The organism is Microcoleus sp. B13-B6, from assembly GCF_036705405.1.
In the GTDB taxonomy this organism is placed as follows: domain Bacteria; phylum Cyanobacteriota; class Cyanobacteriia; order Cyanobacteriales; family Microcoleaceae; genus Microcoleus.
This window is the reverse complement of sequence record NZ_JAUBUJ010000001.1, coordinates 117,924-141,167: the sequence shown is the minus strand read 5'-3', so window position 1 is coordinate 141,167 and position 23,244 is coordinate 117,924. Positions and strand designations below refer to the sequence as shown.

16 protein-coding genes are annotated in these 23,244 nt (G+C 44.1%); 5 read left to right on the top strand and 11 right to left on the bottom strand.

What is annotated here, in order from left to right:
• Window positions 1–84 precede the first annotated feature (84 nt).
• Entirely contained in the window at window positions 85–1,290 is a 1,206-nt protein-coding gene (gene petH / locus QUB35_RS00545; RefSeq protein WP_333138347.1) for a ferredoxin--NADP reductase, read from the bottom strand.
• Between the two features lie 864 nt (window positions 1,291–2,154).
• On the opposite strand from petH, the gene QUB35_RS00540 reads away from it, so the two are divergent.
• Window positions 2,155–3,159: a phosphoribulokinase gene (locus QUB35_RS00540; protein ID WP_333138345.1), complete on the top strand. Its 1,005-nt coding sequence runs from the start codon at window positions 2,155–2,157 to the stop codon at window positions 3,157–3,159.
• Window positions 3,160–3,250: 91 nt separating this feature from the next.
• Here QUB35_RS00540 and QUB35_RS00535 read toward each other — a convergent pair whose 3' ends face one another.
• From QUB35_RS00535 to QUB35_RS00515, 5 genes are all read right to left on the bottom strand, one after another.
• The gene (locus QUB35_RS00535) at window positions 3,251–4,447 is read right to left on the bottom strand and encodes a 5-methylcytosine restriction system specificity protein McrC (protein ID WP_333138343.1); all 1,197 of its coding nucleotides are present in this window, start codon (window positions 4,445–4,447) and stop codon (window positions 3,251–3,253) included.
• Window positions 4,448–4,491: 44 nt separating this feature from the next.
• A complete protein-coding gene (locus tag QUB35_RS00530) occupies window positions 4,492–6,096 on the bottom strand; it encodes an AAA family ATPase (RefSeq protein ID WP_333138341.1) in 1,605 nt (534 codons plus the stop codon).
• 52 nt (window positions 6,097–6,148) lie between these two features.
• Complete coding sequence (locus QUB35_RS00525; protein ID WP_333138339.1) at window positions 6,149–6,580, bottom strand: ASCH domain-containing protein; 432 nt, start codon at window positions 6,578–6,580, stop codon at window positions 6,149–6,151.
• Window positions 6,581–6,597: 17 nt separating this feature from the next.
• Window positions 6,598–8,715, bottom strand: a complete 2,118-nt coding sequence (locus tag QUB35_RS00520) for a GNAT family N-acetyltransferase (protein ID WP_333138337.1) — start codon at window positions 8,713–8,715, stop codon at window positions 6,598–6,600.
• Between the two features lie 103 nt (window positions 8,716–8,818).
• A complete protein-coding gene (locus tag QUB35_RS00515) occupies window positions 8,819–8,986 on the bottom strand; it encodes a hypothetical protein (protein ID WP_333138335.1) in 168 nt (55 codons plus the stop codon).
• Window positions 8,987–9,044: 58 nt separating this feature from the next.
• Here QUB35_RS00515 and QUB35_RS00510 point away from each other — a divergent pair, with 58 nt between their 5' ends.
• Window positions 9,045–10,697 (top strand): FAD-dependent oxidoreductase, encoded by a 1,653-nt coding sequence (locus QUB35_RS00510; protein ID WP_333138333.1) that lies wholly within the window; start codon window positions 9,045–9,047, stop codon window positions 10,695–10,697.
• Between the two features lie 317 nt (window positions 10,698–11,014).
• On the opposite strand, the gene QUB35_RS00505 is transcribed toward QUB35_RS00510, so the two are convergent.
• Both QUB35_RS00505 and QUB35_RS00500 read right to left on the bottom strand, forming a co-directional pair.
• Window positions 11,015–11,389 carry a type II toxin-antitoxin system RelE family toxin gene (locus QUB35_RS00505; protein WP_015179269.1) on the bottom strand — a complete coding sequence of 125 codons (375 nt, stop codon included), beginning with the start codon at window positions 11,387–11,389 and terminating at the stop codon, window positions 11,015–11,017.
• Window positions 11,382–11,717 (bottom strand): hypothetical protein, encoded by a 336-nt coding sequence (locus tag QUB35_RS00500; RefSeq protein WP_333025783.1) that lies wholly within the window; start codon window positions 11,715–11,717, stop codon window positions 11,382–11,384. The genes QUB35_RS00505 and QUB35_RS00500 overlap by 8 nt, the downstream gene beginning before the upstream one ends.
• Window positions 11,718–11,873: 156 nt before the next feature.
• Between QUB35_RS00500 and QUB35_RS00495 the strand changes: the two genes are divergently transcribed.
• A complete protein-coding gene (locus tag QUB35_RS00495) occupies window positions 11,874–14,627 on the top strand; it encodes a valine--tRNA ligase (RefSeq protein WP_333138331.1) in 2,754 nt (917 codons plus the stop codon).
• Between the two features lie 435 nt (window positions 14,628–15,062).
• Window positions 15,063–15,545: a hypothetical protein gene (locus QUB35_RS00490; protein ID WP_333138329.1), complete on the top strand. Its 483-nt coding sequence runs from the start codon at window positions 15,063–15,065 to the stop codon at window positions 15,543–15,545.
• A 90-nt stretch (window positions 15,546–15,635) separates the two neighbouring features.
• Here the strand turns inward: QUB35_RS00490 and crtB are convergent, their stop codons facing one another.
• Window positions 15,636–16,565, bottom strand: coding sequence for a 15-cis-phytoene synthase CrtB (gene crtB / locus QUB35_RS00485; RefSeq protein WP_333138327.1), 930 nt, complete (start codon window positions 16,563–16,565; stop codon window positions 15,636–15,638).
• 420 nt (window positions 16,566–16,985) lie between these two features.
• Entirely contained in the window at window positions 16,986–18,383 is a 1,398-nt protein-coding gene (gene pds, locus QUB35_RS00480) for a 15-cis-phytoene desaturase (protein WP_333138325.1), read from the bottom strand.
• A gap of 359 nt (window positions 18,384–18,742) precedes the next feature.
• Here pds and QUB35_RS00475 point away from each other — a divergent pair, with 359 nt between their 5' ends.
• Window positions 18,743–19,381 (top strand): restriction endonuclease subunit R, encoded by a 639-nt coding sequence (locus tag QUB35_RS00475; protein ID WP_333138323.1) that lies wholly within the window; start codon window positions 18,743–18,745, stop codon window positions 19,379–19,381.
• Window positions 19,382–19,504: 123 nt separating this feature from the next.
• On the opposite strand, the gene QUB35_RS00470 is transcribed toward QUB35_RS00475, so the two are convergent.
• Entirely contained in the window at window positions 19,505–22,942 is a 3,438-nt protein-coding gene (locus tag QUB35_RS00470; RefSeq protein WP_333138321.1) for an Eco57I restriction-modification methylase domain-containing protein, read from the bottom strand.
• Between the last annotated feature and the right edge of the window lie 302 nt (window positions 22,943–23,244).

Genomic DNA, 23,244 nt, shown 5'->3' with positions numbered 1-23,244 from the left:
CAGCCCCTCCAGCCTCAAAACTGTTTCAAAAATTGTAGGGCGAGCCAAGCCCACCCTACAAATCAGATTAAATCAGGTAACACATTAATAAGTTTCAACGTGCCAACGGTGGTCTTTCTTCAACTGTTTCTGATAGGCAGCCCAGTCAACACCGTACTTGCCAGCCGCGGCCGACATTCCCTCATCAATTCCGCCTTCCATACCCTTCAAACCGCAGATATAAGTGTGAGTATTCGGCTTTTGAACCAATTCCCACAATTGGTCTGCGTTCTCTTGAATCCGGTTTTGAATGTACATCTTGCCGCCGTCAACATTCTTTTGCTCGCGGCTGATGGCATAAGTCAAGCGGAAATTATCGGGGAACTCGCGCTGCAATTGTTCCAACTCTTCCTTATAAAGAATGTTGGGAGTGTAAGCAACTCCAAAGAACAACCAAGCTAAACCTCTGAATTTGTAATCGGGATTGTTTTCTTTAAACATCCGCCACAAGTAAGCCCGGAAAGGAGCAATACCCGTACCGGTACCCATCATAATAATGGTGGCTTCCTCGTCGTCGGGCAACAGCATTTCCTTGCCTACGGGGCCGGTGATTTTGACATCATCCCCAGGTTGCAAACCGGTGAGGAAAGTCGAACAAACACCAAAGACTTGTTCACCGGTTTCTGGGCTTTTGTACTCTAGGCGGCGCACGCACAGCGAGACTGTTTTGTCGTCGAGGTGGTCGCCGTGACGGGTGGAGGCGATCGAGTAAAGCCGAATTTTGTGAGGTTTGCCGTTTTTATCCGTGCCATCGGGAATAATCCCGATACTTTGACCTTCGAGATAGTGCAAATTGCCTCCAGAAATGTCGAAGGTGACGTGGCGGACTGTGCCGTCGCCGCCTTCTCTGACTAATTCTTCTGTAGAAATGCACTTACCAATATAGGGATTGGCCGGTTTGTAGAGGTTAACAGGAACCTGAACTTTTTCCTTGGCTTGAGTCATGGGCTTAGTTTCTTCTCCAGATTTCTGACTCTGTAGCCCTGCTTCTGGTGCGACTTTGCCATTTGTTTCGGGAGCGCTGTTTGAGGGGCGGATGCTGACAATTCTTCCACCCATGCGAGCAATCCGGCGCATTTCCTGATTCATGCGATCGTAGGGCACGGAGATAAATACGCTGCCGCTACGGCGAATCGGGTTATTTATTTGGTCAGTTGCTTGGCTCTGACGCATACCCTCCACTTCGTAAACAAAGATGCGGCTGCCTGATTCGGAGTTTGCCGCTCCACCAGATAAGCTTGGGCTGTACATTTGTTGATTTTCCTTCACGATACAGAGTTATAAAGAAAGAGAATGTGACGTTAGACTCAATTTACTTTTTTCTTAAGGCCCTCGGGACTAATTGGCCGCGCCAATTTTTGGGCCTCGCCACGCCGGCGGGAGTGTTGAAGTTGCGATCGCTCGCGTATCCAATCCCTACTAGCCGAACGCCGCGCTCACCGAGCCCGCTTTGCGTTCGGCTGTTGACCTATAGCTATTGTTGTCTGCGTACTGCCAACATTTTACCCGATCGGGGGATCTGCCCCGATAAGTCGTTTTGATTGCCGACCGGTGATGGAGTGTGCCATCGGGCAACAAATAGCTCCTATTGACCGAAAGCAGCCAGGTACAAGATCCTGGATTTATGACTCCCAGGCTGACTGACGGGTCAATTCTACAATCTAAAATCTCAAATCTCAAATCTCAAATCTATCGACGTTGAGCTTGTAGTGGGCGATCGCATTCTGGTAAGATCAACTACTAAAGTTAGTGTTAATAGATATGACGATCTTATGCGCCAAGCAATCCCAAATGCCTTGTGCGATGGGATAGGGAGCTGCGTAGTTCAGCCCAGGCGGGTCAATCCGCTCGAAGTAAAAAAGAAAGGGGAGGGATTCACGCCTCCCATGTCATACATAAATGACTATACTTTTACAAGCTATTAATTACTTGCCTTGAAGATTGCTTGGGTCTTCCCGGGCAGGCAATCAACTCACTGCTGTATGCTGGTGAGAACTCGATCCTCTCGGGGTAGCAAAGCAGCGCAAAGCCTGCTTGTCGCTACCTGCGGGCTGAAATTTTGTGGAATCTAGACTTGAGTTAGTTAGTAAACAGTGATTTTGTTAGAGGGAAACTATGACCAGTAAGCCGGATCGCGTGGTTTTAATTGGCGTTGCCGGAGATTCCGGATGCGGAAAATCTACTTTTTTACGCCGATTGACAGATTTGTTCGGGGAAGATTTCGTTACTGTAATCTGCCTCGACGACTATCATTGTCTCGATCGCAAGCAGCGCAAGGAAACAGGGATTACAGCCCTTGACCCCAGAGCGAACAATTTTGACCTGATGGCAGAGCAAATGAAGGCTCTCAAAGAAGGTCGGGCGATCGACAAGCCGATTTACAACCACGAAACTGGTCTGCTCGATCCTCCTGAGCGGGTAGAGCCGAATCACGTGATTGTGATTGAGGGGCTGCATCCGCTGTACGACGAGCGAGTTCGATCGCTCCTCGACTTCAGCGTCTACCTCGACATCAGCGACGAGGTAAAAATTGCTTGGAAAATCCAGCGCGACATGGCGGAACGGGGCCACCGTTACGAAGACGTGCTATTTGCCATCAATGCTCGCAAACCGGATTTTACGGCCTACATCGACCCGCAAAAGCAATATGCTGATGTGGTAATTCAAGTGTTGCCGACCAACTTGATCAAAGATGACAAAGAGCGGAAAGTTCTGCGCGTGCAGATGATTCAGCGCGAAGGCGTCGCCAATTTTGAACCTGCGTATTTGTTTGACGAAGGTTCAACAATTAACTGGGTTCCTTGCGGCCGCAAGCTGACTTGTTCCTATCCGGGAATTAAGATGTATTACGGGCCCGACGCTTTCTACGGTCACGAAGTCTCGATTTTAGAAGTAGATGGTCAATTCGAGAATCTCGAAGAAGTTATTTACATCGAAAGCCATTTGAGCAAGACTTCTGCGAAGTATGAAGGCGAGTTAACTCACCTGTTACTCCAGCACCGCGAATATCCTGGTTCCAACAATGGAACTGGTTTGTTCCAAGTGTTAGTTGGATTGAAGATGCGGGCGACTTACGAGAAGTTGACTGCAAAAGAAGCGAAAGTGGCTGTTAGTGTTTAGAACACGGACATGAAAGATTTGGGAGGCGCAATTGCGCCTCTTTTTTTGTGGAGAAATGAACCGCAGAGGGCGCAGAGGGCGCAGAGTAGAGTTAGGGGAGGGTGTTTGGAAGTAGAGAGGTTAAGAAGGTTTTTCCGGCTTCATTCAGGTCGCTATCTAGGGAAAAAGTTAGACTGCGAACTCGGATATCGCCAATTTGTTTGTCTATGGGCGCTTTGAGATTTTGAGGGTAGATGAGAATTGCATTTTTACAGTTTAGTAGCGTTGCGTAGGTAACTACTTGATTACGATCCGTATTGTCTACTTTATCGGGAATTTTGTATTTAGTATCCAGGACATACAGGATTTCATTTGTTTCACTATCGCACAGCAGTAAGTCAATCCGATCGAAATAGTTTTGGTCATGTGTGACTCGGTGTTGTTGTTTTACAAAAAAGCCTTTTGGTGTATTTGCTTTGAGCCATTCAGCGACAAATTGTTCATATAAATTAGCCATGTCTATGAGAAAAGGGAGCATTTCGCGATCGCCTGTTTCGTGACTCGGCCCCGTGTTATCTAAAAAAAATCGACATAAGGCGTGTAAAAGTTGATAATCTTGATTCAAACGGTGATAATTTCTATCAATACAAGCTTCTGATTTAAAAGGTTTTAATGTAACAAATCCTTGGAGTGCGTGAAATGCTTTTCGCACAGTGGATGAAACAGATTCACGGCACAAACCGCTGCGGCCAATGATGAAGAGTGTCCAAGCGAGTATTTGATTATCTTCAATATCGCCTGTTTGTTCGTTATAGTGGCATTTTAGTTTAACATCCCAAGGTTTTTGCAGGGCTGACCGCAAATCGACGCGGCCGCGAATGTAGGCGAGTCTTTCGGTTTTGGATAAGTAATCGCGATATAATCCTTTGCGACAGCGTTCTAGAATTTTTTGGGCAAGAATGTTAGCTAATCGTTCATAGACTTGTTCTAAAGATTCGCACTCAATCTGTCCCTTCGGAAAATTGATATTAAGTTTGTAGGCATAGTCAAGCATTCCGAAGAGGTTGTTTATGGGAACCTTGGGGCGGATGGCGATGTGAAATTCTGGAGTGATGGGAAGGTTGCCCACTCTGCCTTTAGATTTTAAGTGCCATTGATATTTTGTTTTAAAGTTGGGAAATTCTATCTCTATTTCCTTGGCATAATTATGGTATATTTTTTCTCCTACTGATTCGGGGATTGAGTCTTGTTCAAAAGTTGCTAATTTATATTCTGTAAGTTCTATAATTCGGCGGGATTCTGGTTTCATAATTGTGGTGGATGCAGTAACGCCACGGTATCGGCGTTAGATTGTCAATAGCCCAATTTTGTCTTGATATTCTCCCAGAGAAACTCATCCATTTTTTCCAGGTTATCAAAGAAGTATTCTTCGAGGTATGGCTCAATTTCCATTTCCCAAATATCTTGGATATCTTCAGCTAATGTTTTTGTCAAAAAGAAAGAGATGCCTAGTTCATAGTGTTTGTTGTTAATTGTGCGATTGACATCTTCTAGAATGCTAGTTAATTTATCAACTGGAAAACCTGTTTCCTCTCTGTGGTGATACTGTCGCAGCACTTCATAGTTTGGATAGACGGGAATGAATGCAAAGCGGCGGCGGAGTGCGTTATCGACTAAGGCAATAGAACGGTCTGCGGTGTTCATTGTGCCGATAATGCGGACATTTTTAGGGATTCTAAATAGTTTACCGCTGGCTAGTTTAACAGTGCGATCGCGATCGTCAAGCAAATACATTAACTCTCCAAACACCTGAGATAAATTTGCACGGTTAATTTCATCAATAATTAGAACGCAAGTGTCTTGACAAGACTCAGCTTTTGTGCAAAATTCGAGGAATCTGCCGGGAACTATGGGATAAGTTAATTCCCCATCTTGACTCTGCGGCCGGATGCCTTGAATAAAGTCTTCATAAGTATAAGCGGGATGAAATTGAATAATGTCTGAAAAGCCGTCACCGCCACCGATTAAGTATTGGGCTAGTTTTTGAGCAAGGAAGGTTTTTCCGGTTCCGGGCGGGCCTTGCAGGATAGCTTGTTTCTTGCGGTGGATGGCGCGTATGCAGCGCTTTAGTTCTGTTTCGTCAAAGCCAGTTTCTTCGGCACATTGGTTCAAAAGATATTCCGGTTGCAACTGTACTTCTTCTACAGCGTATTCAAACACAATTGCCTCATCTAATAATGGCACTTCGTTACTAGGAAAGTCATATTTTTTTATTTCTATCAGCCAGTGGCAGAACATATCAAATACATCGTCCTCTCGGATAGATGGAACGCCAGTCTGCTGCATTTCTTTAGTTAATTCTTTGATCAGCTTGTGTCCGGTTAAGTTAGCATAGGAGTAGTCTATTAGCTGTTTGCTGTACGAAGTATTGGCGAAATAGTTAATAACCTGTATTGACTTGTCATTAATCGCGAGAAAGTCATCGGGACGGAGAGCATTGAGGATAGGCGTTAGCATCCCTATCTCGCCGAACAAGGAAACGCGCATTTCTTCTGAAAACTCTCTACAGGCCGAATATAGCTGACTCGGATCGTCGTTACAACAGCAGACTAAATAAAAAATTAATTCGGCCATTCTTACTGGCGCTATTAATGACAATTTTTTATACGATTTGGAATTCCATAATAACCCTTTTATTATGCACGGATTAATATGAATCCAGGCTCCCCTTTGTCGATTAGTAGGAGAGTCTTCGTAAGGTAGAAGTTTCAACATTATAGATTCAGTCACATCTTCTCCAGACTCAGCAGCAGCAGCGATCTCTTCAAAATTTCGACGCCCCTGCTGACGCTGCTCCTTGTAAGCGGCTATGTGACGCAATCCATCGGGAGTGTATGGATATGAATTGACAAATTCTTGAAATAATTTGACAAACTCAGCCCTTTTTTCCGCTTCCATGCTATTCTCAAAAACTCTCGATTAATTAATATTTTTCAGCAACACTTCCTGTCTAACGTTCTCCTAATGAAGTGACAATGTTAAACTGATTAGCTGTCAGGTATCGAAAACTCTGTGGCGGTTTAAGGTTAGGTAACTTGTTTCTTAAACGATGTAACTCTACTGGCTGACTAAACCTATGAATATCTTTTAAAAAGATACCTATACCTAGTTTTACACCTTGGTAATAATCATAAAAATCTTCATGGCTAATTCCTGCTATTTTTTCAACTTCCTCCCAAAGCTCTGTGACGGGTTTTTCAACAATATTATCCACCTTGAAAGAACCAACTACAGCTTTTTCGGGAGATGAAACATAGACTACCACTCGATCTCCTTCATTCAAAAGTCGAGGGCGAACCCGACGCAGTTCAACTGTTTTTGTACGATCGAATATTTTATTTGCGTACTCGGGACGAATAGATAATAATAAGATATTTGACATTTGTGATTATCCTCTTTCTAGGTCGCGGTTCCTTCTTTGTAAATGATTCCGAATTTAGTTTCTGGAAGCCTAAATACGCTTTGAACCGTTATCTTATTACCCAGTATTCCCTGAATTCTCTTTAATGTCAATGGGTTAGGGAAAAGCTCAGTGTGGCTGAATCTTATCGCCATGATATCTGCCTTTGGTTCGTCTTTGGCTATTGTCATTAAATCTTTTAATTCGTATACTCCTAAGCTGCGAAATTGTCGATAGAGTTTTTCCGGCTTGTCTATGATAACTTCCTCTAGTCTAGAGCAAGCTTTAACCTCTTTTGTCCCCAGAGTAAATGAGGAATTGGAGCTGACGTACCATAAAATTCTACCAATAACACCCGGTCTGAGGCCACCATTAGCCCACTTGCTTCTATAATATACAAGTTCCCGTTTTAGCGCTAGCTCAATTTGAGAGCCAAAAATGTACTGCTTAGCTAACTCTTCATCGAATAAGTCTTTGGCCCATCTGGGTTGAATGGGAATCATGAAAGTAGGCAGGTCAGCATCAATAATCTTAGCAGGCCAAAGGCGACGTTCTAGCTCTGCCATCGTTCCTATATCTTGAATTAATTCGGGAGTGTTAAGCGTCTCTGCAATTTTCATGCAAAAATTATATTCTTGCCCTATTTGGGCTAGGCTTGCCAGTTTTTGAGACATATCTGCTGCTGTTTCTGCTACAGGCGGATTTGCCTTTAAATACCCATCATTAACTCGAACAAAAGCATCTTCTTGAATAGCTTGTATAACAATTTCATCGAAATACTGGTCAGTAAGTCTCGTAAATTGCCTGTTTTCTTTTACTGAAACTGATATGGAGTGGAAAAGTAAGTACCGTGAAAGTGCCGCTGCTAGAGCACCGCGTTTAACTCGGAGCATTGTAACTTCTAATTCGTGATTTTTATATTGACAATAGGCAATTAAAGCAAGGGGTTGATTTTCACCATCTAAAACGACATGACACTTAAATTTATCTGGGTTGGCAATTATCTGGCGCAGATTTCTCTGAAAATCGGCTATTTTTTCTGCCCTATCAACCGCATAAAAACAGTTGGTTAACAGTAATTTATCAAATTTGCTATCAATTAGTTGAATGGTGAGATTCTGTATGCCGACAAACCGTACCGGTTGATATTGAGTATCTCTGCGAACATCATCCAGTTTAACAATTAAATCTGTAGGAGTCATAATTGCTAAACTAAAGTTTTCATAGACGGCATCTGCTAAAGCTAATATTTTGGGTTCGCGAGTTAAGAAAATTAAGTAATCAGCAGCAATAGCTTGTGCTAATTGACGAACTAAGGAGTCGTTTATTTCATCGAGATTGATACTGGGAATTAGACGTTTTAGAGAGTTAAATTTTGTTTCAAGTGTCTGCCGATCGCAGTGGATTTTAGTAAAACTCTCCCCTAACAGGCGTTTACGCTTTCTTAGAGCGACCTCAGAGATCGCGTTTATTGCCTTAAAAATCTCATCGGTAATACACAATTCCAAATAATCTTGTAACCAGTCAGCAAGTAGAGAGTCGGATTCCGTGCTTTCAATATCTTCATTACCGTGTAATTCTAAGAAAATACTTGTATCAATAACAGCACAAATTTTAGACTCAAGTTGTTGTGCAGCAGCTTGAGAAAATATAGTTGGATGACCGTGATCCAACCACCAAACAGTAAGCAGTTTACCCTCCTTACTTCTTCCAGGTCGATCGTTGAGAGGAATAAAACCCAGTGTTTCCCACATTCTGTCTATTCCATAATCGCGACGGCATTTGAGTTGAATTCCATAAAAATTCTGACTTTTTTGGCTGAGGGAATTGACTAGCTGTTTAGTAACACCCCGACCGCGATATGCAGGATCGACGCAGAGATGAACGATAACAATAATGTTGCTGCGACGCACTGGTCGGTAAAGCAGATAGCCAATGCAATTTTTTTGAGAATTGAGTGCTATAAGTATCACCCGATCTCTTGCACTTTTGCGAAAAGCACCTTCTGTAAAAAAACCCAGAGTTTTTTTATTGGCATCACCTAGGGCTATAACAGTTTCTAAATGGGGGGATGTTTCGTCAATCTCTTCAATCGTCACCTGTGTTTCTTCTGTCACTTTTTTCTACCTCCTCAAGTTACCGCAATACCTCAGTTTGATCTAAATTTACCACTGAGTCAATGATTGGGGTGGCTATCTCGCCCTTACTTCCGTCTTAGTATCACATTACAAGCGGCTGGGAAAGTCGGGAGTCATAAAGTACGATCGCACCCACCATCCTTACCCACATCAATAGCCCTCCCAAACCAGTAACACTGGCAAAACCGCTAACAACTGTTCCCGGAAAAGTTAAACTTGTGTCGAAACTATCTAAACGTGCTATATTCAACTCCGTAAACCCTGAACTGCGCTTTCAGGTAATGCAAATTTATAAACGAGTCAACTGAATGCTCTCTACTTTCAAGAAATTAGCTTCAATTGCAATCATCTTTGCCGCCCTAGAACTTTTACTTAATTATCCGGCTTTCAGAGAAATAAAGAATTTTATCGCAAATAGAGACCCAGCAAGTGCCACCTTAGACGCTGGAACTCAGCAGCAAAAACCCAGCAGCCCCCCTCCGGTACCTCCCAAAAAATCACCGGAGCAAAAGTTTGATGTAGTAGTATATGGTGATGAAGTACCGGGGATATGTGCGGCGATATGGGCTAAGAAAACTTTAGGCGCAAAGGGCAAAGTTGCGATCGTGCGATCGAACTACGGAAGTGCTCCTTTGGGCGGGTTACTCACCCGCGGCGGTTTAGCTTACATCGATGTAGATAAAATCCCCGGTTGGTATCGCCAACCCTACGCCCAATGTTTTAAGGAATTCTTAGATAAAGCCGATGCGCCCGAATCTTGCTTAGATCCAAAAAAGGCAGATCGAGCTCTCAAACAGATGCTTTCCGCTGCAGGAGTCAAAGTTATTTCCAACTCAACTCTTACTCCCCACGTCGTAGATAAAAAACTCGAATATGCCGAAGTAACAGGCAGAAATTTAACAATTAAAGCCCACTCTTTTATTGACGTAACTCAAGACGCTGAATTGGCAAGAAAAGCAGGATTATCTTATTATACAGGATATCAATCTCAAAATATAAAATCCAAAAATGAAACTCTAGCTGTCTCTGTAGTTCCGAGAATTACAGGGATAACGATGTCCGAATTCCGCAGTATAGAAGATGAAATTCTATACGATCGGCCTTTGGTAAAAAAGATTAAAGAAAGCATTACAAAATCTAAAGATCCGGCTAGTACAAAATTCTGGATGAGGAATTTCTGGAGCACGATTTATCAGCCATATACAGACGGTTACGACATCAGAAGCGTAGCTATAGGAGCAGCGTATCACATAGACAGAAATCTGCCCTTTAGCCAAAATAAAGGATTCTTTTTTGATAAAGGCAATGTCTGCGTTTATAACAAAAATGTGCTGTCCTGGAACGGGTTTCTGTTTAAATACCAAGTTGACAAAATAATGGAGATGGAAGCTAACGGCAGAAAACCGACTCCTGAAATGATTAGAGAAATGTCATTTCTCCAATACTGGCTACAAAAGAAGTCTGGTAAAGATGTGAGAGTATTTCTTCCGGACGAGATTTATATCAGGCAAACTTTGAACGTTCGCGATGTGGTAGATCCGTTAACGGGGCAGGAGATTATCAAAGGGGGAACAGTACCCGAAAAGTCGATCGGCAGTTTTTCCTACGATTTCGATATGCGGGGCGGAGTCAAGAATTTATCTGCGAGAATTCCGCCGCTACCAGTCTATAATTTCGGGATAGAAAGCGCTTTGGCTAGCAAAGTCAAGAATTTAGCCATTGTCGGGCGATCGTCCGGTTATGTCGGTATGGCTGTATCCGTCGGGCGAATTGCGACGGTGAATATTTATCAAGGACAAGGTGTGGGCGTCGCCGCTGGTTTGGCTAGCAAGTTCGGCGTGCCGCTGAATTCGATTACTTCGGCTGAAACGAAAAAAACTCTGGAGACTTTAACTGGGAAAACGACGTATTTGTCGGGGAGAGATACGAGTTATGGGGTGGATTATAAGGAGGTGAAATAATCGACAGATAGCAGTCGCCTGTGTTGCTATACGATGTTAAACCCGCCTACAAACTATAAACTTTTGTTTGAGTTTGAGAACAAAAAACGCAATTCCTGGAGTTTAACAAATGTTATTCATTGCGATTCTTAATTATTTCAATTTGTTTTACCAGTAGGACTAAGGCAAAAAGAAAACCGATTTCTCTGCAAAATCGTGGCTTTCTCCGATAGAATGCGGGTTTGGGATTAGGGATTTCTGTCAAATAAGATATTAAAAGGATTTTTCCACTGAAAATGTCGAAACCTCATATTCGACGGCGCAAGATTCCCCAACTCTTAGATATCCTCTCGATCTTCGCTCTGCTGCTGCTCGTATTCTGTAATAATGTTCTGAATATCCTCGGCTGCAATATCGACTTGTTCGGATTTGGTGTAAAGGGTCAGCAAAATGATTCCCGTTGCTGTTTGGACGTAGTAAATTAAACGGTATCCACCACTTTTACCTTTTTGAGTGTCGCTATTTCGGACTCTCAACTTGAAGACTGCATAACCCACTCCAGCAATTCGATCTCCTGGCAGTTCTCCCCGTGTGAGTTGTTCGATAATGGGTTGAATATCATTGCGAATGCTGCGGTATTTTTTTGCAAGAGTGCGTAAATTGCGATTGAAGGTTGGTGAAACTATAACTTGAATTAAGGGCAAGTCAGTCATTTTCAATTCCTTCCCACATTTGAGCAACCGAAATGGTTTGCCCAGTCATGGCTTCGTGCCAAGCTTGCCGAAAATCTTGTAGCAGCGCTGCTTTAGATTGGCCCTCTCCGTCAATTTCTGAGGGTTCTGGAATACTAAAAGAATTAGCAGGAGGCATCTCTTGGATTTCTGCTGAGAAAACCTCTGGCAGATTATTTTGCGAAATGATTACCCCCTGACGTTGCTTTTGGCTTAGAAACTCTATAAAACTCGCAACTAATGCCAGATGTTCTGGAGAAAGTCGATCGAGCCATCGATCGATTTGATGTCGAAGTGCTGCTACATTCATAATGCCATCAAACCTTTTAATTTTACCTTCATTTTAACTTGACACTCCCCGCCTTGAATATCGCTCTTCCCTCTGCCTCTGACACGGATGCGGTTCAAAACTCTTCTCCTCCCTTCTATGGCACAATCATAAATAAGATCAAACTCCGAAGCCACCATGACCGCAAACCTACCCCCCCAATACGACCCCCAAGCCACCGAAGCCAAATGGCAAAAATACTGGGAAGACAACCAAACCTTCAAAGCTGACCCCGAAAAAGGCGGCGAACCTTACTGCGTAGTCATCCCGCCACCCAACGTCACCGGCAGTCTCCACATGGGACACGCTTTTGAAGAGACGCTGATTGATGTCCTCGTCCGCTATCACCGCATGACTGGACGCAATACCCTGTGGTTACCGGGAACGGATCATGCTAGCATCGCCGTTCAAACTATTCTCGAAAAGCAACTCAAAGCAGAAGGCAAAACTCGCCACGATTTAGGCCGAGAAAAATTCTTGGAACGGGCCTGGGAGTGGAAAGCTGAATCGGGCAATACTATTACTAATCAATTGCGGAGTTTGGGCGTGTCTGTCGATTGGTCGCGCGAACGCTTTACGATGGATGAAGGCTTATCCGCTGCGGTTTTAGAAGCGTTTGTCCGCCTGTACGATGAGGGGCTGATTTATCGCGGCAATTACCTGGTGAATTGGTGTCCGGCGAGTCAGTCTGCTGTGTCGGATTTGGAGGTAGACCAGCAGGAAGTTGACGGCCATTTGTGGCATTTCCGCTATCCTTTGACGGATGGTTCTGGTTATTTGGAGGTGGCGACGACTCGGCCGGAAACGATGTTGGGTGATACTGGGGTGGCGGTGAATCCACAGGACGATCGCTACAAACATCTTATCGGTAAAACTGTCACTTTGCCGATCGTCAATCGCGAAATCCCAATCATTGCTGATGAGTTTGTCGATCCGACTTTTGGAACTGGTTGTGTCAAGGTGACTCCTGCCCACGATCCGAATGACTTCGAGATGGGTAAGCGTCACAACTTGCCGTTTATTAACATTATGAATAAGGACGGCACTTTAAATGAAAATGCCGGAAAGTTCCAGGGACAAGACCGATTTGTTGCCCGGAAAAATGTGGTGCAGCGCTTAGAAACTGACGGGGTTTTGGTTAAAATAGAAGATTATAAACATACAGTTCCCTACAGCGAACGCGGCAAAGTTCCGGTGGAACCTTTGATATCTACTCAATGGTTTGTGAAGATAGAGCCTCTTTCTCAACGTGCTTTAGAAGCATTAGATCAAAGTAACTCACCAGTCTTTGTTCCTGACAGATGGACAAAGGTTTATCGGGATTGGTTGGTGAAGCTGAAGGATTGGTGTATCTCCCGGCAATTGTGGTGGGGACACCAAATCCCGGCTTGGTATGCTGTTAGCGAAACCCAGGGCGAAATTACTGACACGACGCCGTTTGTGGTGGCAAAAAATGAAGCTGAAGCTAGGGAAAAAGCAACGGCTAAGTTTGGTAATGACGTGCAGTTAGCAAGAGATCCAGATGTATTGGATACTTGGTTTTCGTCTGGGTTGTGGCCTTTCTCAACTCTGGGATGGCCTGACGAAACTAAAGATTTGGAGTTTTACTATCCGACAACTACTTTGGTTACAGGTTTTGATATCATCTTTTTCTGGGTGGCTAGAATGACGATGATGGCCGGACATTTTACTGGAAAGATGCCTTTTGATACTGTTTACATTCACGGTTTGGTGTTGGATGAAAACGGTCAGAAAATGTCTAAGAGTAAAAATAACGGTATCGACCCGCTGCTGTTGATTGGTAAGTACGGTACTGATGCTTTGCGCTACACTTTGGTTAAGGAAGTGGTAGGGGCAGGCCAAAATATTCGCATTGAGTACGATCGCAAAACTGATGAATCGAAATCGGTGGAAGCTTCGCGGAACTTCACGAATAAGTTGTGGAATGCGGCCCGGTTTGTGATGATGAATTTGGAGGGACAGACGCCGCAGCAGTTGGGAATTCCTCACCCCCCCCAACCCGCCCTTACCGAGGGGGGGAGAGAAGTAGGGTTGGAATTGTGCGATCGCTGGATTCTTTCTCGCTACAATCAAGTTGTGCAGCAAAGCCGCAATTGTTTGGAAAATTACGGTTTGGGGGAAGCGGCGAAGGGACTTTATGAGTTTATTTGGGGCGATTTCTGTGACTGGTATATTGAGTTAGTCAAGTCTCGCTTGCAACAGGATGCTGAACCAAATTCTAAGAAAGTGGCACAGCAAACTTTTGCTTTTGTGTTGGAAGGGATTCTGAAACTACTGCATCCTTTTATGCCGCACATTACTGAGGAGATTTGGCACACTCTGACTCAAACAGGTGATGGTGAATGTTTGGCTTTGCAAGCTTATCCTGAAGCGGATTCCTCGCTAATTGATGCTGATTTGGAACAGCAGTTTGAGTTGTTGTTCGGTACAATTCGCACAGTTCGCAATTTGCGGGCCGATGCTGATATCAAACCCAGTGTGAAGGTGACGGCGATTTTGCAAAGCGAAAGCGAGAAAGAACGCCAAATCATCTCAGATGGAGGCGTTTACATTCAGGATTTGGCAAAAGTCGAAAATCTGACAGTTACTGCTAGTGTGGATGCAGATTTGGGACAGACAATTGCTGGGGTTGTGGGTACTGTGCAAGTATTGATTCCTCTCGCTGGGGTGGTGGATTTGGCGGCTTTGCGTGCTAAATTAGAGAAGAAGTTGAGTAAGGTGGAAGCTGAAATTAAGCATACGGCGGCGCGCTTGACTAATCAGAAGTTTGTGGATAAGGCTACTCCTGATGTGGTTCAGGGCGCGAGGGATGCTTTGGCGGAAGCGGAAAAACAAGCGGAGATTTTGCGCGATCGGCTAAAGGTGTTTTAAGGAGTCATTAGTCATTAGTCAGCAGTCATTAGTCGCGGGTGGGGTGAGAAACCGGGTTTCTACGAATTTTTCGGTTGAGTAACGAAAAATATTGAAAGAAACCCGGTTTCTGAGGAGATTATCATTTTTATTATGCTGGGCGATCGCTGTATAAAAACATCCCAAAATCCCGTAGGGGCGGGTTAACCAGCCATCTATGAAATACACAAACAATCTCGTAAACCCGCCCTCTCCTCAGCCATTATTTACATCACAATTTTACCTCTAAATTCATCGTACATTTTTATTGTTGGTGGGCGGGGGCGGGTTTATAGTATTATTGATGTTTACCATAAATGGTTGGCGAACCCGCCCCTACAAATTTGGTTTCAATAATAGAATTAATTGTGCTAACACGGGCAATTAATCACCAATTACCAATTACTAATTACCCTCATGTTATATTTAGCCCAAGTACAAAAGAAGGAAATTTTAGGCGAACCCGCCCTGCAATTGCTGGCTTGCCAAAATTCTGATGATACTTGGGCTCTTCTTAGTGAAGAATGTTTCTTGACATTACCGAAAGATTTTGCTCAAAATCCAATTAACTCTGCAACGAATGTTTTAAATGAAGGGATTTTAGTATTAGCAAATGTTGACGAAAATAGCCAGGTTTTGCATATTCAAGCAGCTACAAACTGGGTACTACAATTAGTAGAGAAATATTTAACAACAGGTTTTACTCCCGATTTTTTGCAGCAAGAAGCACAGAAAGCAGAAGATTGGAGGCAATCTCTCACTTTGCAGAGTCAAGAATTGTCTCGCCGCTTGATTGAAGTTGAAGCCCGCCGGGAACAAATTCAAAACTTAGAAGCAAAACTCCAGCAGGAAAAGCAATTGTTGGAAAGTTCGATCGCCCAATTGAAAACAAACAATTGAAAACAAAATTTGAATCCGCCGAATATAATTCGGGGCTATACAAACAAAGTCCGCCTACGCGGACTAAGATAAAAGCAAAATTGCCTGCGGCTAAAGCACTTTTGACTTCATCCAAGCAGCGGGGAGACACCGCAGTTTCTGATAATTGCTAACATAAGCCCGCTTCTGAAACACATCATATTGATTGCGTTCGATCGCATTTAAGATTCTGCTGTAGAGCATTGTAGCAGCCCAAACAGTCCAGCGAATATCGGGACTGAGCACTTTAATTCCCGGTTCCGCGCTGGCGTATAATTTGCGAGCTCGCTGAATTTGAAACCGCATCAATTCCCGCCAGCGGTTGTCAATTACACCGTTGAATAAATCTTCTTCGGTGTAGTTAAACAAGGCTAAGTCTTCTAAGGGAATGTAAATGCGGCCGCGGCGGGCGTCTTCTCCGACATCGCGCAGAATATTAGTCAACTGCTTGGCAATACCGAGGGAGATGGCTTCTTCTTTGGGAATTCTATTCCCCCAGTGCCAATTCCAGTTAGCAGCGGAGTTCGATTCGCCTACACCCATGACAGACATCGACATCAGCCCGACAGTACCCGCTACTCGATAACAGTAAAGATTGAGCTCTTCAAAAGTTTCGTAGCGGCTGCGGTACAAGTCCATTTGCTGGCCCGCAATCATCTCTCGAAACGGCCCAATGTCGATCGGGAAACGAGACAGCGTATCCACCAAAGCTACGTCGTAGTCGTCGTGAGGATGGCCCGCAAACACAGATTCTAGGCGTTTTTCCCACAAATCCAGGGTTTCAGGGGTCGTTGCATCAGAACCCGGCCCGTCTACGAGTTCGTCGGTGCGGCGGCACCAGACGTAAATCGCCCAAATCGCCCGACGCTTGGCTTCGGGCATGAGTTGAGTGCCTAAATAAAAATTTTTGGCATAACTCGCCGTGACTTGGCGGCACAGTTCGTAAGAGTCATCCACAGAGGCCAGAGTTCTCATGCACTGGAGTTTTGACAGTTGCAGCATCCGAGAATAAGAAATTTAAAGATTAGAACTGATTTTCCCCCGTTTAGAAAACGGGAGATTTTTTACGTCTTTATGAAAAATTCTTAATTTTTCATCAAAATTCATCGGGTCTGAAACGCCGTCCTGTAAGGACGGCTTTACATTTAATTTAAATCCCCTTGCGGGGTAGGGGGGGTATGGTTGCCCCCCCGTGAGGATATGGTTGTCCTCAATCTCCCATTTCTGGGGTAAAGTTAGCTTTGCCAATGTTTAGTGAGCTTGTTATGCTAGCAGCACTGTTCCAGTGACCTTAGAACTGTTTAACCACTAGCGACAGAGCAGGGAACTAGCTTCGCATTCTCCCGGTGTCGTGACTCATAAAACGTAGTCAGTTAAGACTTAGGCGGGTCAAGATGGCTTGTTAGATTTCTCTTTCAAGCCTCATGCCGTCAGGGCTGAGGTTCTTGACTGGTTATTGGCGGTTGAAATAGCCTGCGCTGTCAGCTTACCAGAAAGCACGGCACCTTCCATACTCGCAAGATAACGCTGCATTGTATAATCCCCCGTTAGATAGAAATTGCTAATGGGAGTTGTTTGTGTGGGACGGCACTGCTGGCGTCCGGGAGTGGCTTTGTAGACGGAACGTGGGGTTTTGACTACGTGATATTTGAGCAGTTTGGCTGGTTCTGGGATTTGATCGGGAAAGAGTTTTTCTAACTCGACCATTGTGGCTGCGACGATATCTTCGTCAGATTTGCCGATCCAGTCTTTGGCCGGTGCTAAAACCAGTTCCAGCATTGATTTGTCTGGGTTGGCATATTCGCGGCAGGTGTTGCTCATGTCGGCGTAGACGCTCAGCAAGGGCGATCGCGAGAACAGCAAATGGTCGATTTCAGTTAGCTTGCGATCGAACCACAAGTGTACATTAATGACGGGTACTCCCTCCAAACCTTCGAGCTGTTTGAAATAATCCATTTCGCCCCAAGGTTTCGGCATCATCAACTTCAGCGGGTCAACCGGCATCGCGGAAACGTAAATATCGGCGGTCAGAATTTCTGACTCTGCCCCTTTTACTCCCCGAATGTGGAAGCCCCGCACCGTGTTGTCATCGTTGAGCAAAAACTCCCCGATGGGTGCATTCAGCCGGACTTCACCACCGCGCTCAGTTATGTAGTCTACCATCGGCTGACACAACCTTTCTGTGGGGGAACCGTCTAAAAAAGCCATTTTCGAGCCGTTTTTCTCTTGCAGGAAGCGGTTGAGGGCTGTCAGCAGTATGGTTGCGGATATTTCGTGGGGGTCGATGAAGTTGAGCGCCTTGGACATGGCGATGAATACTTCTTTTTCGACTCTGGGGGGGACGTTTTGCTTTTTCAGCCAGTCGGAAAACGAGTATTTGTCCATTGCTTCGACATAGTTTTGACCCTGAAGCATCGCCGGAATCAAACCTATACCGAAGCGGATTTTTTCGGGCCAAGTGAGCATATCGTTGTTGCTCAGGATGGCTGCGACGCCGTTGAAGGGAGCCGGAAGGTCGGGAAAGTCAAAGCGGGAATAGGTTCCGGGGGTTTCCGGCTGATTGAAAATCATCGAGTGCTCTTTCCATTGCAGCCGGTCTTCGATGTCAAGTTCTTTGAATAGTTGGAGCATATTCGGGTATGCACCGAAGAAGATGTGGAGGCCGGTTTCGTACCAGTCGCCGTCTGCATCTTTCCAGGCGGCTACTTTGCCGCCGAGTACGTCCCGACTTTCTAGGAGGATGGGGGTGTGGCCCGCGTCGGTAAGATATTTAGCGCAGGAAAGTCCTGCTAAGCCTGCTCCGGCGATCGCAACTCGCATTTGATACTACTTGGCCTCTGTGTTCGCTTCGTTTTCATTATACTTTACAACTCGTTACATTTTTTGGGAACAATCTGTAGGAATGTGGCGGGGCTTGGAGGTGTCGGCTTAGCCCGAAAGTCCGACAGGGAATGAATTCCCTGTCTCATAGCGCAAGTCCTCTCAAAGAGGACTAATGAGTTCTTCAGTCCTCTTTGAGAGGACTTTAGCTTTGAGGCAGGGGTTTCAACCCCTGCCGGACTGCGGGTGTGACCTTAAGTGCCCTAGTGCCCTATGCCCTAGTAAACGCAATTAACAGAAATTTAGCAATTATTGCTATCATCAATTATGAGGCAAATTTCAATAAATTAGTTAAATTTATGGTACAAACAATTCAATCTAGAAATGTCGCGCTGAACGACTTGGAAACCCAATTCAAAATAGAGTTGATTGAGGATGACCAATTCTTTCGCGAGTGGCAAGATGATTTACCAGAAATCAGCGATCCTGAAAAACAGCGATTAGACAGAGTGAAAGCAAGTTACAGGAATTTGCTTGCTCGTCCACCAATGCTAGAAAATACAGTCAAAATGGTAGTGCTGTCTCCGCTGTGGGATTTAGCTGACTTTTATCTTGCTCCTTTTCACGTTACTTCCGAAAAGTCTCTAGAAATCCTTGACGAAGACGAGGGAGTGATTGTGAGAGGACAGTTGGATGTTTTGGCTTTGTTTCAGGAGTTTTGGGTAGTGGTGATCGAGTCCAAGAAGGCTGCGTTTTCTTTGGAGGTAGGGATTCCGCAATTACTAGCTTATATGTTAGCTAATCTTAAGGGCGATCGACCTACTTACGGATTGTTAATGAATGGCTCTAGTTTTTTGTTTGTCAAATTAGTTAAAGGGGAAACACCGCAGTACGCTTTTTCGCGCTGGTTTTCTATGTTCAATCCGGGGAATGATTTGTACAGTGTGCTGAGTATTTTGAAGCGCCTCGGCGAGTTGAATATTAGTAATCTGGTTTAGTGGGGGAATCAGAAACCGGGTTTTTGCGAAAATCTTTGGTTTCACCCGCAGATTCGGTAAAAAACCCGGTTTCTTTGGTTGGAGTGCATAAGTCCTGAAATGGATGATTTCAGGTTCCCCCGGTTATGCCGCAAAGGTGCGATATGCTTCCAAGGCTGCTTGTTTCACTGTTTCTGGCACGATCGGAAAAGTAGTCAAAATATAGGCAAATTCGGCTTCGGTTAAGCCGTAAAGGTGGGCGATGATGCCGTCTAATTCGGCTCGCAATTGAGCGCGTTCAGTTTCATCGGTAACACCTTCTCGGTGCGAGTTTAAGCCGACTTCTTGGGCTAATTCGTCAAATTCTGGGGCGGTGCAGATCAGTTTGGCGGCGCGCTGTACGATGTCAGTGAAGTATTTGTCGCCTGATGTTAATCGCGGTACGGGAAGTTGATAAACATAGAAAAAGTTGATGTTTGCTGAAATTCGAGAGCGAAGTGCATAATCGACAATAAAACTATTCCAAACACTGACTAAATATAAACACTGATGATTATTAGGTGGAGGCTCACTACCTTCTGAACAACGCAACACTGACTGAAAGTTTTCTGCTTGAAAGTTAGGTGGAATGACTGTGGCTATCATTGTTCTGGTATTTGTACTGCTTGCAATCTTACGAAATCCAGCTCTATAAGTCTGATAATCTAGAGTTTGACCTCTATCCTGTTCTTTTCCAAGTATCGCAGCTCGTCCTTGTGATTCCTCTATCCAATAACGCGGTTCGCAAAGAGTATGAGTAAACTGCTCAATCATTTTCCCTTCATAAAGTGGCAGTCTCCCTTTCCCTGGTTCTTGCTTGAATAAATGACTGTCATTAGTCATGTGAAATTCCGCAGTTAACCGCAGATTCCATTTCCCCTCAATCTGTTCGCCCAGCAAAGGGAATTGCAGCATTTTCTCAGCAATCCGAATATCCCCCTCATTTTTAAACTCCATCACCGACAGAGAGTCAGGAGATAACTTCCGCACTAATTCAACGTTAACTTGCAAGCTATCAGCACTAGGAAACCTTTGCAGTTCATCCACATCAAGACGCATAAAAGCTGACGGAAACTCAGTTGTGATCCCATCCTTCTCAAAAGTAAGAACAACTATTTTGAAACGACTATCAACCCCTTCAAAAATAGTTTTACGATTTTCCAGACAAAATAACCCCGTGACTTTGGTTTGACTAAATAACATCTCCCGCAGTTGCTTAGTACCCAAGTCAGTGTAAATTCCGCTAGGAATCACAATCCCACACTCGCCACCCCTGCATAAGAGATTAAAACATTGCTCTACAAAAAGTTTATAGAGGTTAATATCCGTACCTGCTTTTTTACCGTTGACAATTGAAATCTGATTTTTGTACTGTTCCGCTGAACGATAGTAAGCGCTAACATGGGGGAAATTGCTCTGATATTCCAACCAAGCATTAGAAACCTCAATATCTTGCAAGAGTTTCTTTTGTTCTTTCTCAAAACTCTTAATATCCATCTTCTTTTTAGTCACTAAGTTGCTATAACTAGCAAAAAACTCCTTAGCATCTGGCTTAAAAATTTCCCAAGGTGGATTGGTAATAATCGCATCAAAACCGCCCCGTTGATGCAAAATCTCATCAAACTCATAGCCCCAGTGAAAAGGCTTCAAAGCTTCTATATCAGCGAGAGTCAGGGTACGCTTAATCGGCTTACCGCTAATCTGTGATTGTTCAAACTTAATTTTTAACTCCTTGAAATCTTCCAACAAAATCTTATTAAGATTTTCGATAGCCGGCGCTTTCTTTTCGGCAATTTCATCTCGTAAACTCTGCAAGTTTTGGCTATAGGTAGTCGCATGACGGTAAATAGAAATCAGACGGTTTTTTTCCTCTAATACTTGTCTGTATGTCTTGTGAAACAAATTTAACTGAGTTCCACTTCCTTCATATTCTGCGTCATCCACCCGCAGTAATCCAATTAAGGAATTGCCCGCCATGATGTTAAAATCAATATTCGGCAACGGTTCCAAGTCGTTGACATTCTGCGCGGCCGAAACTAAGGCTAAAAACAGTCGCAATTTAGCAATTTCCACGGCTTCCGGCATGATATCCACGCCGTAGAGGTTGTCGCTAATAATCCGTTTTTTGATATAGTAGTTGAGTGAAGTATGCTCTTTTTCGATGTCTTTTAGGTAGTCATTGAGGTAACGATCATTTAAAAACTTGCTTGTACCGATGACTGTTGAATAGATGTAAATCAGCGTTTTCATGGCTGCGACTAAAAACGCGCCGGAACCGCAGGCTGGGTCTAATAATGTTAGGTTGGGGAGGATTTCTGTTAGCAGGCTGCGGCAGAGATTGGCGTCGAGATTGGTGAGGAGTTCGGTGATTGTTTCAAAGTGGGGAGAAGAACCCCCCCAGCCCCCCTTGCTAAGGGGGGAGGAAGAGTTGGAAGAGTTAAGGGATTGGTTGACTCTATCGAGGATTAGTTTGTTGATTGTGCGATCGCACAAATATTCAGTAATCTCCGGCCTGGTATAATAAGCACCAAAGGCTTTTTGGTTAATGTATTTCTCAAAGATGTATCCCAAAACCGCCGGATTAATTTCATTTTCCTTCCCGCCCACCGTATCGTCAAGATTCCAAGAATAGGCGGCAAATAACTTAAATATTTTCTCAAAAGCAGCATCGGGTATAGCGATATTCGGATAATTTTGTTCGATGGGATGTTCTAGAAACAGTCCCCCATTCAAATATTTAACATCGCCGATTAATTCTTTAACGCCTTCCTCGCGCAAATCCAGAGGTTTAGCAAATCCATCAAAAAACAGTGTTTTCAAGAATTGCGAGTAAAATAAATCCGTTCCCCGCTGCTTGCTTTCGGCTAACTTTTCCTGCAAATACATCAATTTTTGATTGTCGATAAATCCTTTGCGCTGCAAGAAATAAACAAACATCAAGCGGTTGAGTAAAACCGAAGTATACCAGCGTCTGTCTGTTTCCTTGTCAATGCCGCGAATCACACTTAAAAATTCAACGTGTTGCTGTTTAAACTCTTCAAAAAACTTTTTAGTTACTCGTTCGACATCCAATCCAGCCTGCAATCTTTGGGCGACATCAATCACCGAAAGCGTTTCTAATTCTTCTAAATCAACCTTTAAAGCTACGACTTTACTCAGCAGCAAATCGCAAGGTTCCCGTTTCACGTATACATGATCGCGGGGATAAAGTTTTGTACCTTCGCGCTTCACCCAATACCACAGACATTTAGTGCGATTTTTGTCAATAAAAATCAATAAATTTTCGGCAGAAATTTGGACGATTTCGCGATAAATTGTCAGTCTTTCGGCGCTGTTGGGGATATTTCCGCTATCGGCGATAATTTCATATACAACTACTCCGTTAAGTTGGGCGATGGCTTTTCGGGAATAAGTCTCGCCTTCTATTTCTAAAGATACGGTTTTGTGGGATGATGGATTATCCCAACCGAGTTTTTGGACGAACAATTTGTTGAATTCAAAGTCTTGGAGAAGTTCGCGGGATTCTTTAAGTGTTTGTGGCATGGTTATATATGAAGGAATAAGGGAGAACTGTAGTAGGGACACGGCACCGTGTCCAAGGCGTGTCAAATTAACGTTAAACCGAGAGTCAGATAGTCCGACAGTCCGACAGTCCGACAGGGGTTGAAACCCCTGTCTCAAAGCGAAAGTCCTCTTAAGAGGACTGAGAAGAAAAATTTTCAATTCATCAGTCGTCTTTAGACGACTTTCGCTATTAGACAAACAGTTCGACAGTCCGACAGTCCGACAGGGGTTGAAACCCCTGTCTCAAAGCGAAAGTCCTCTTAAGAGGACTGAGAAGAAAA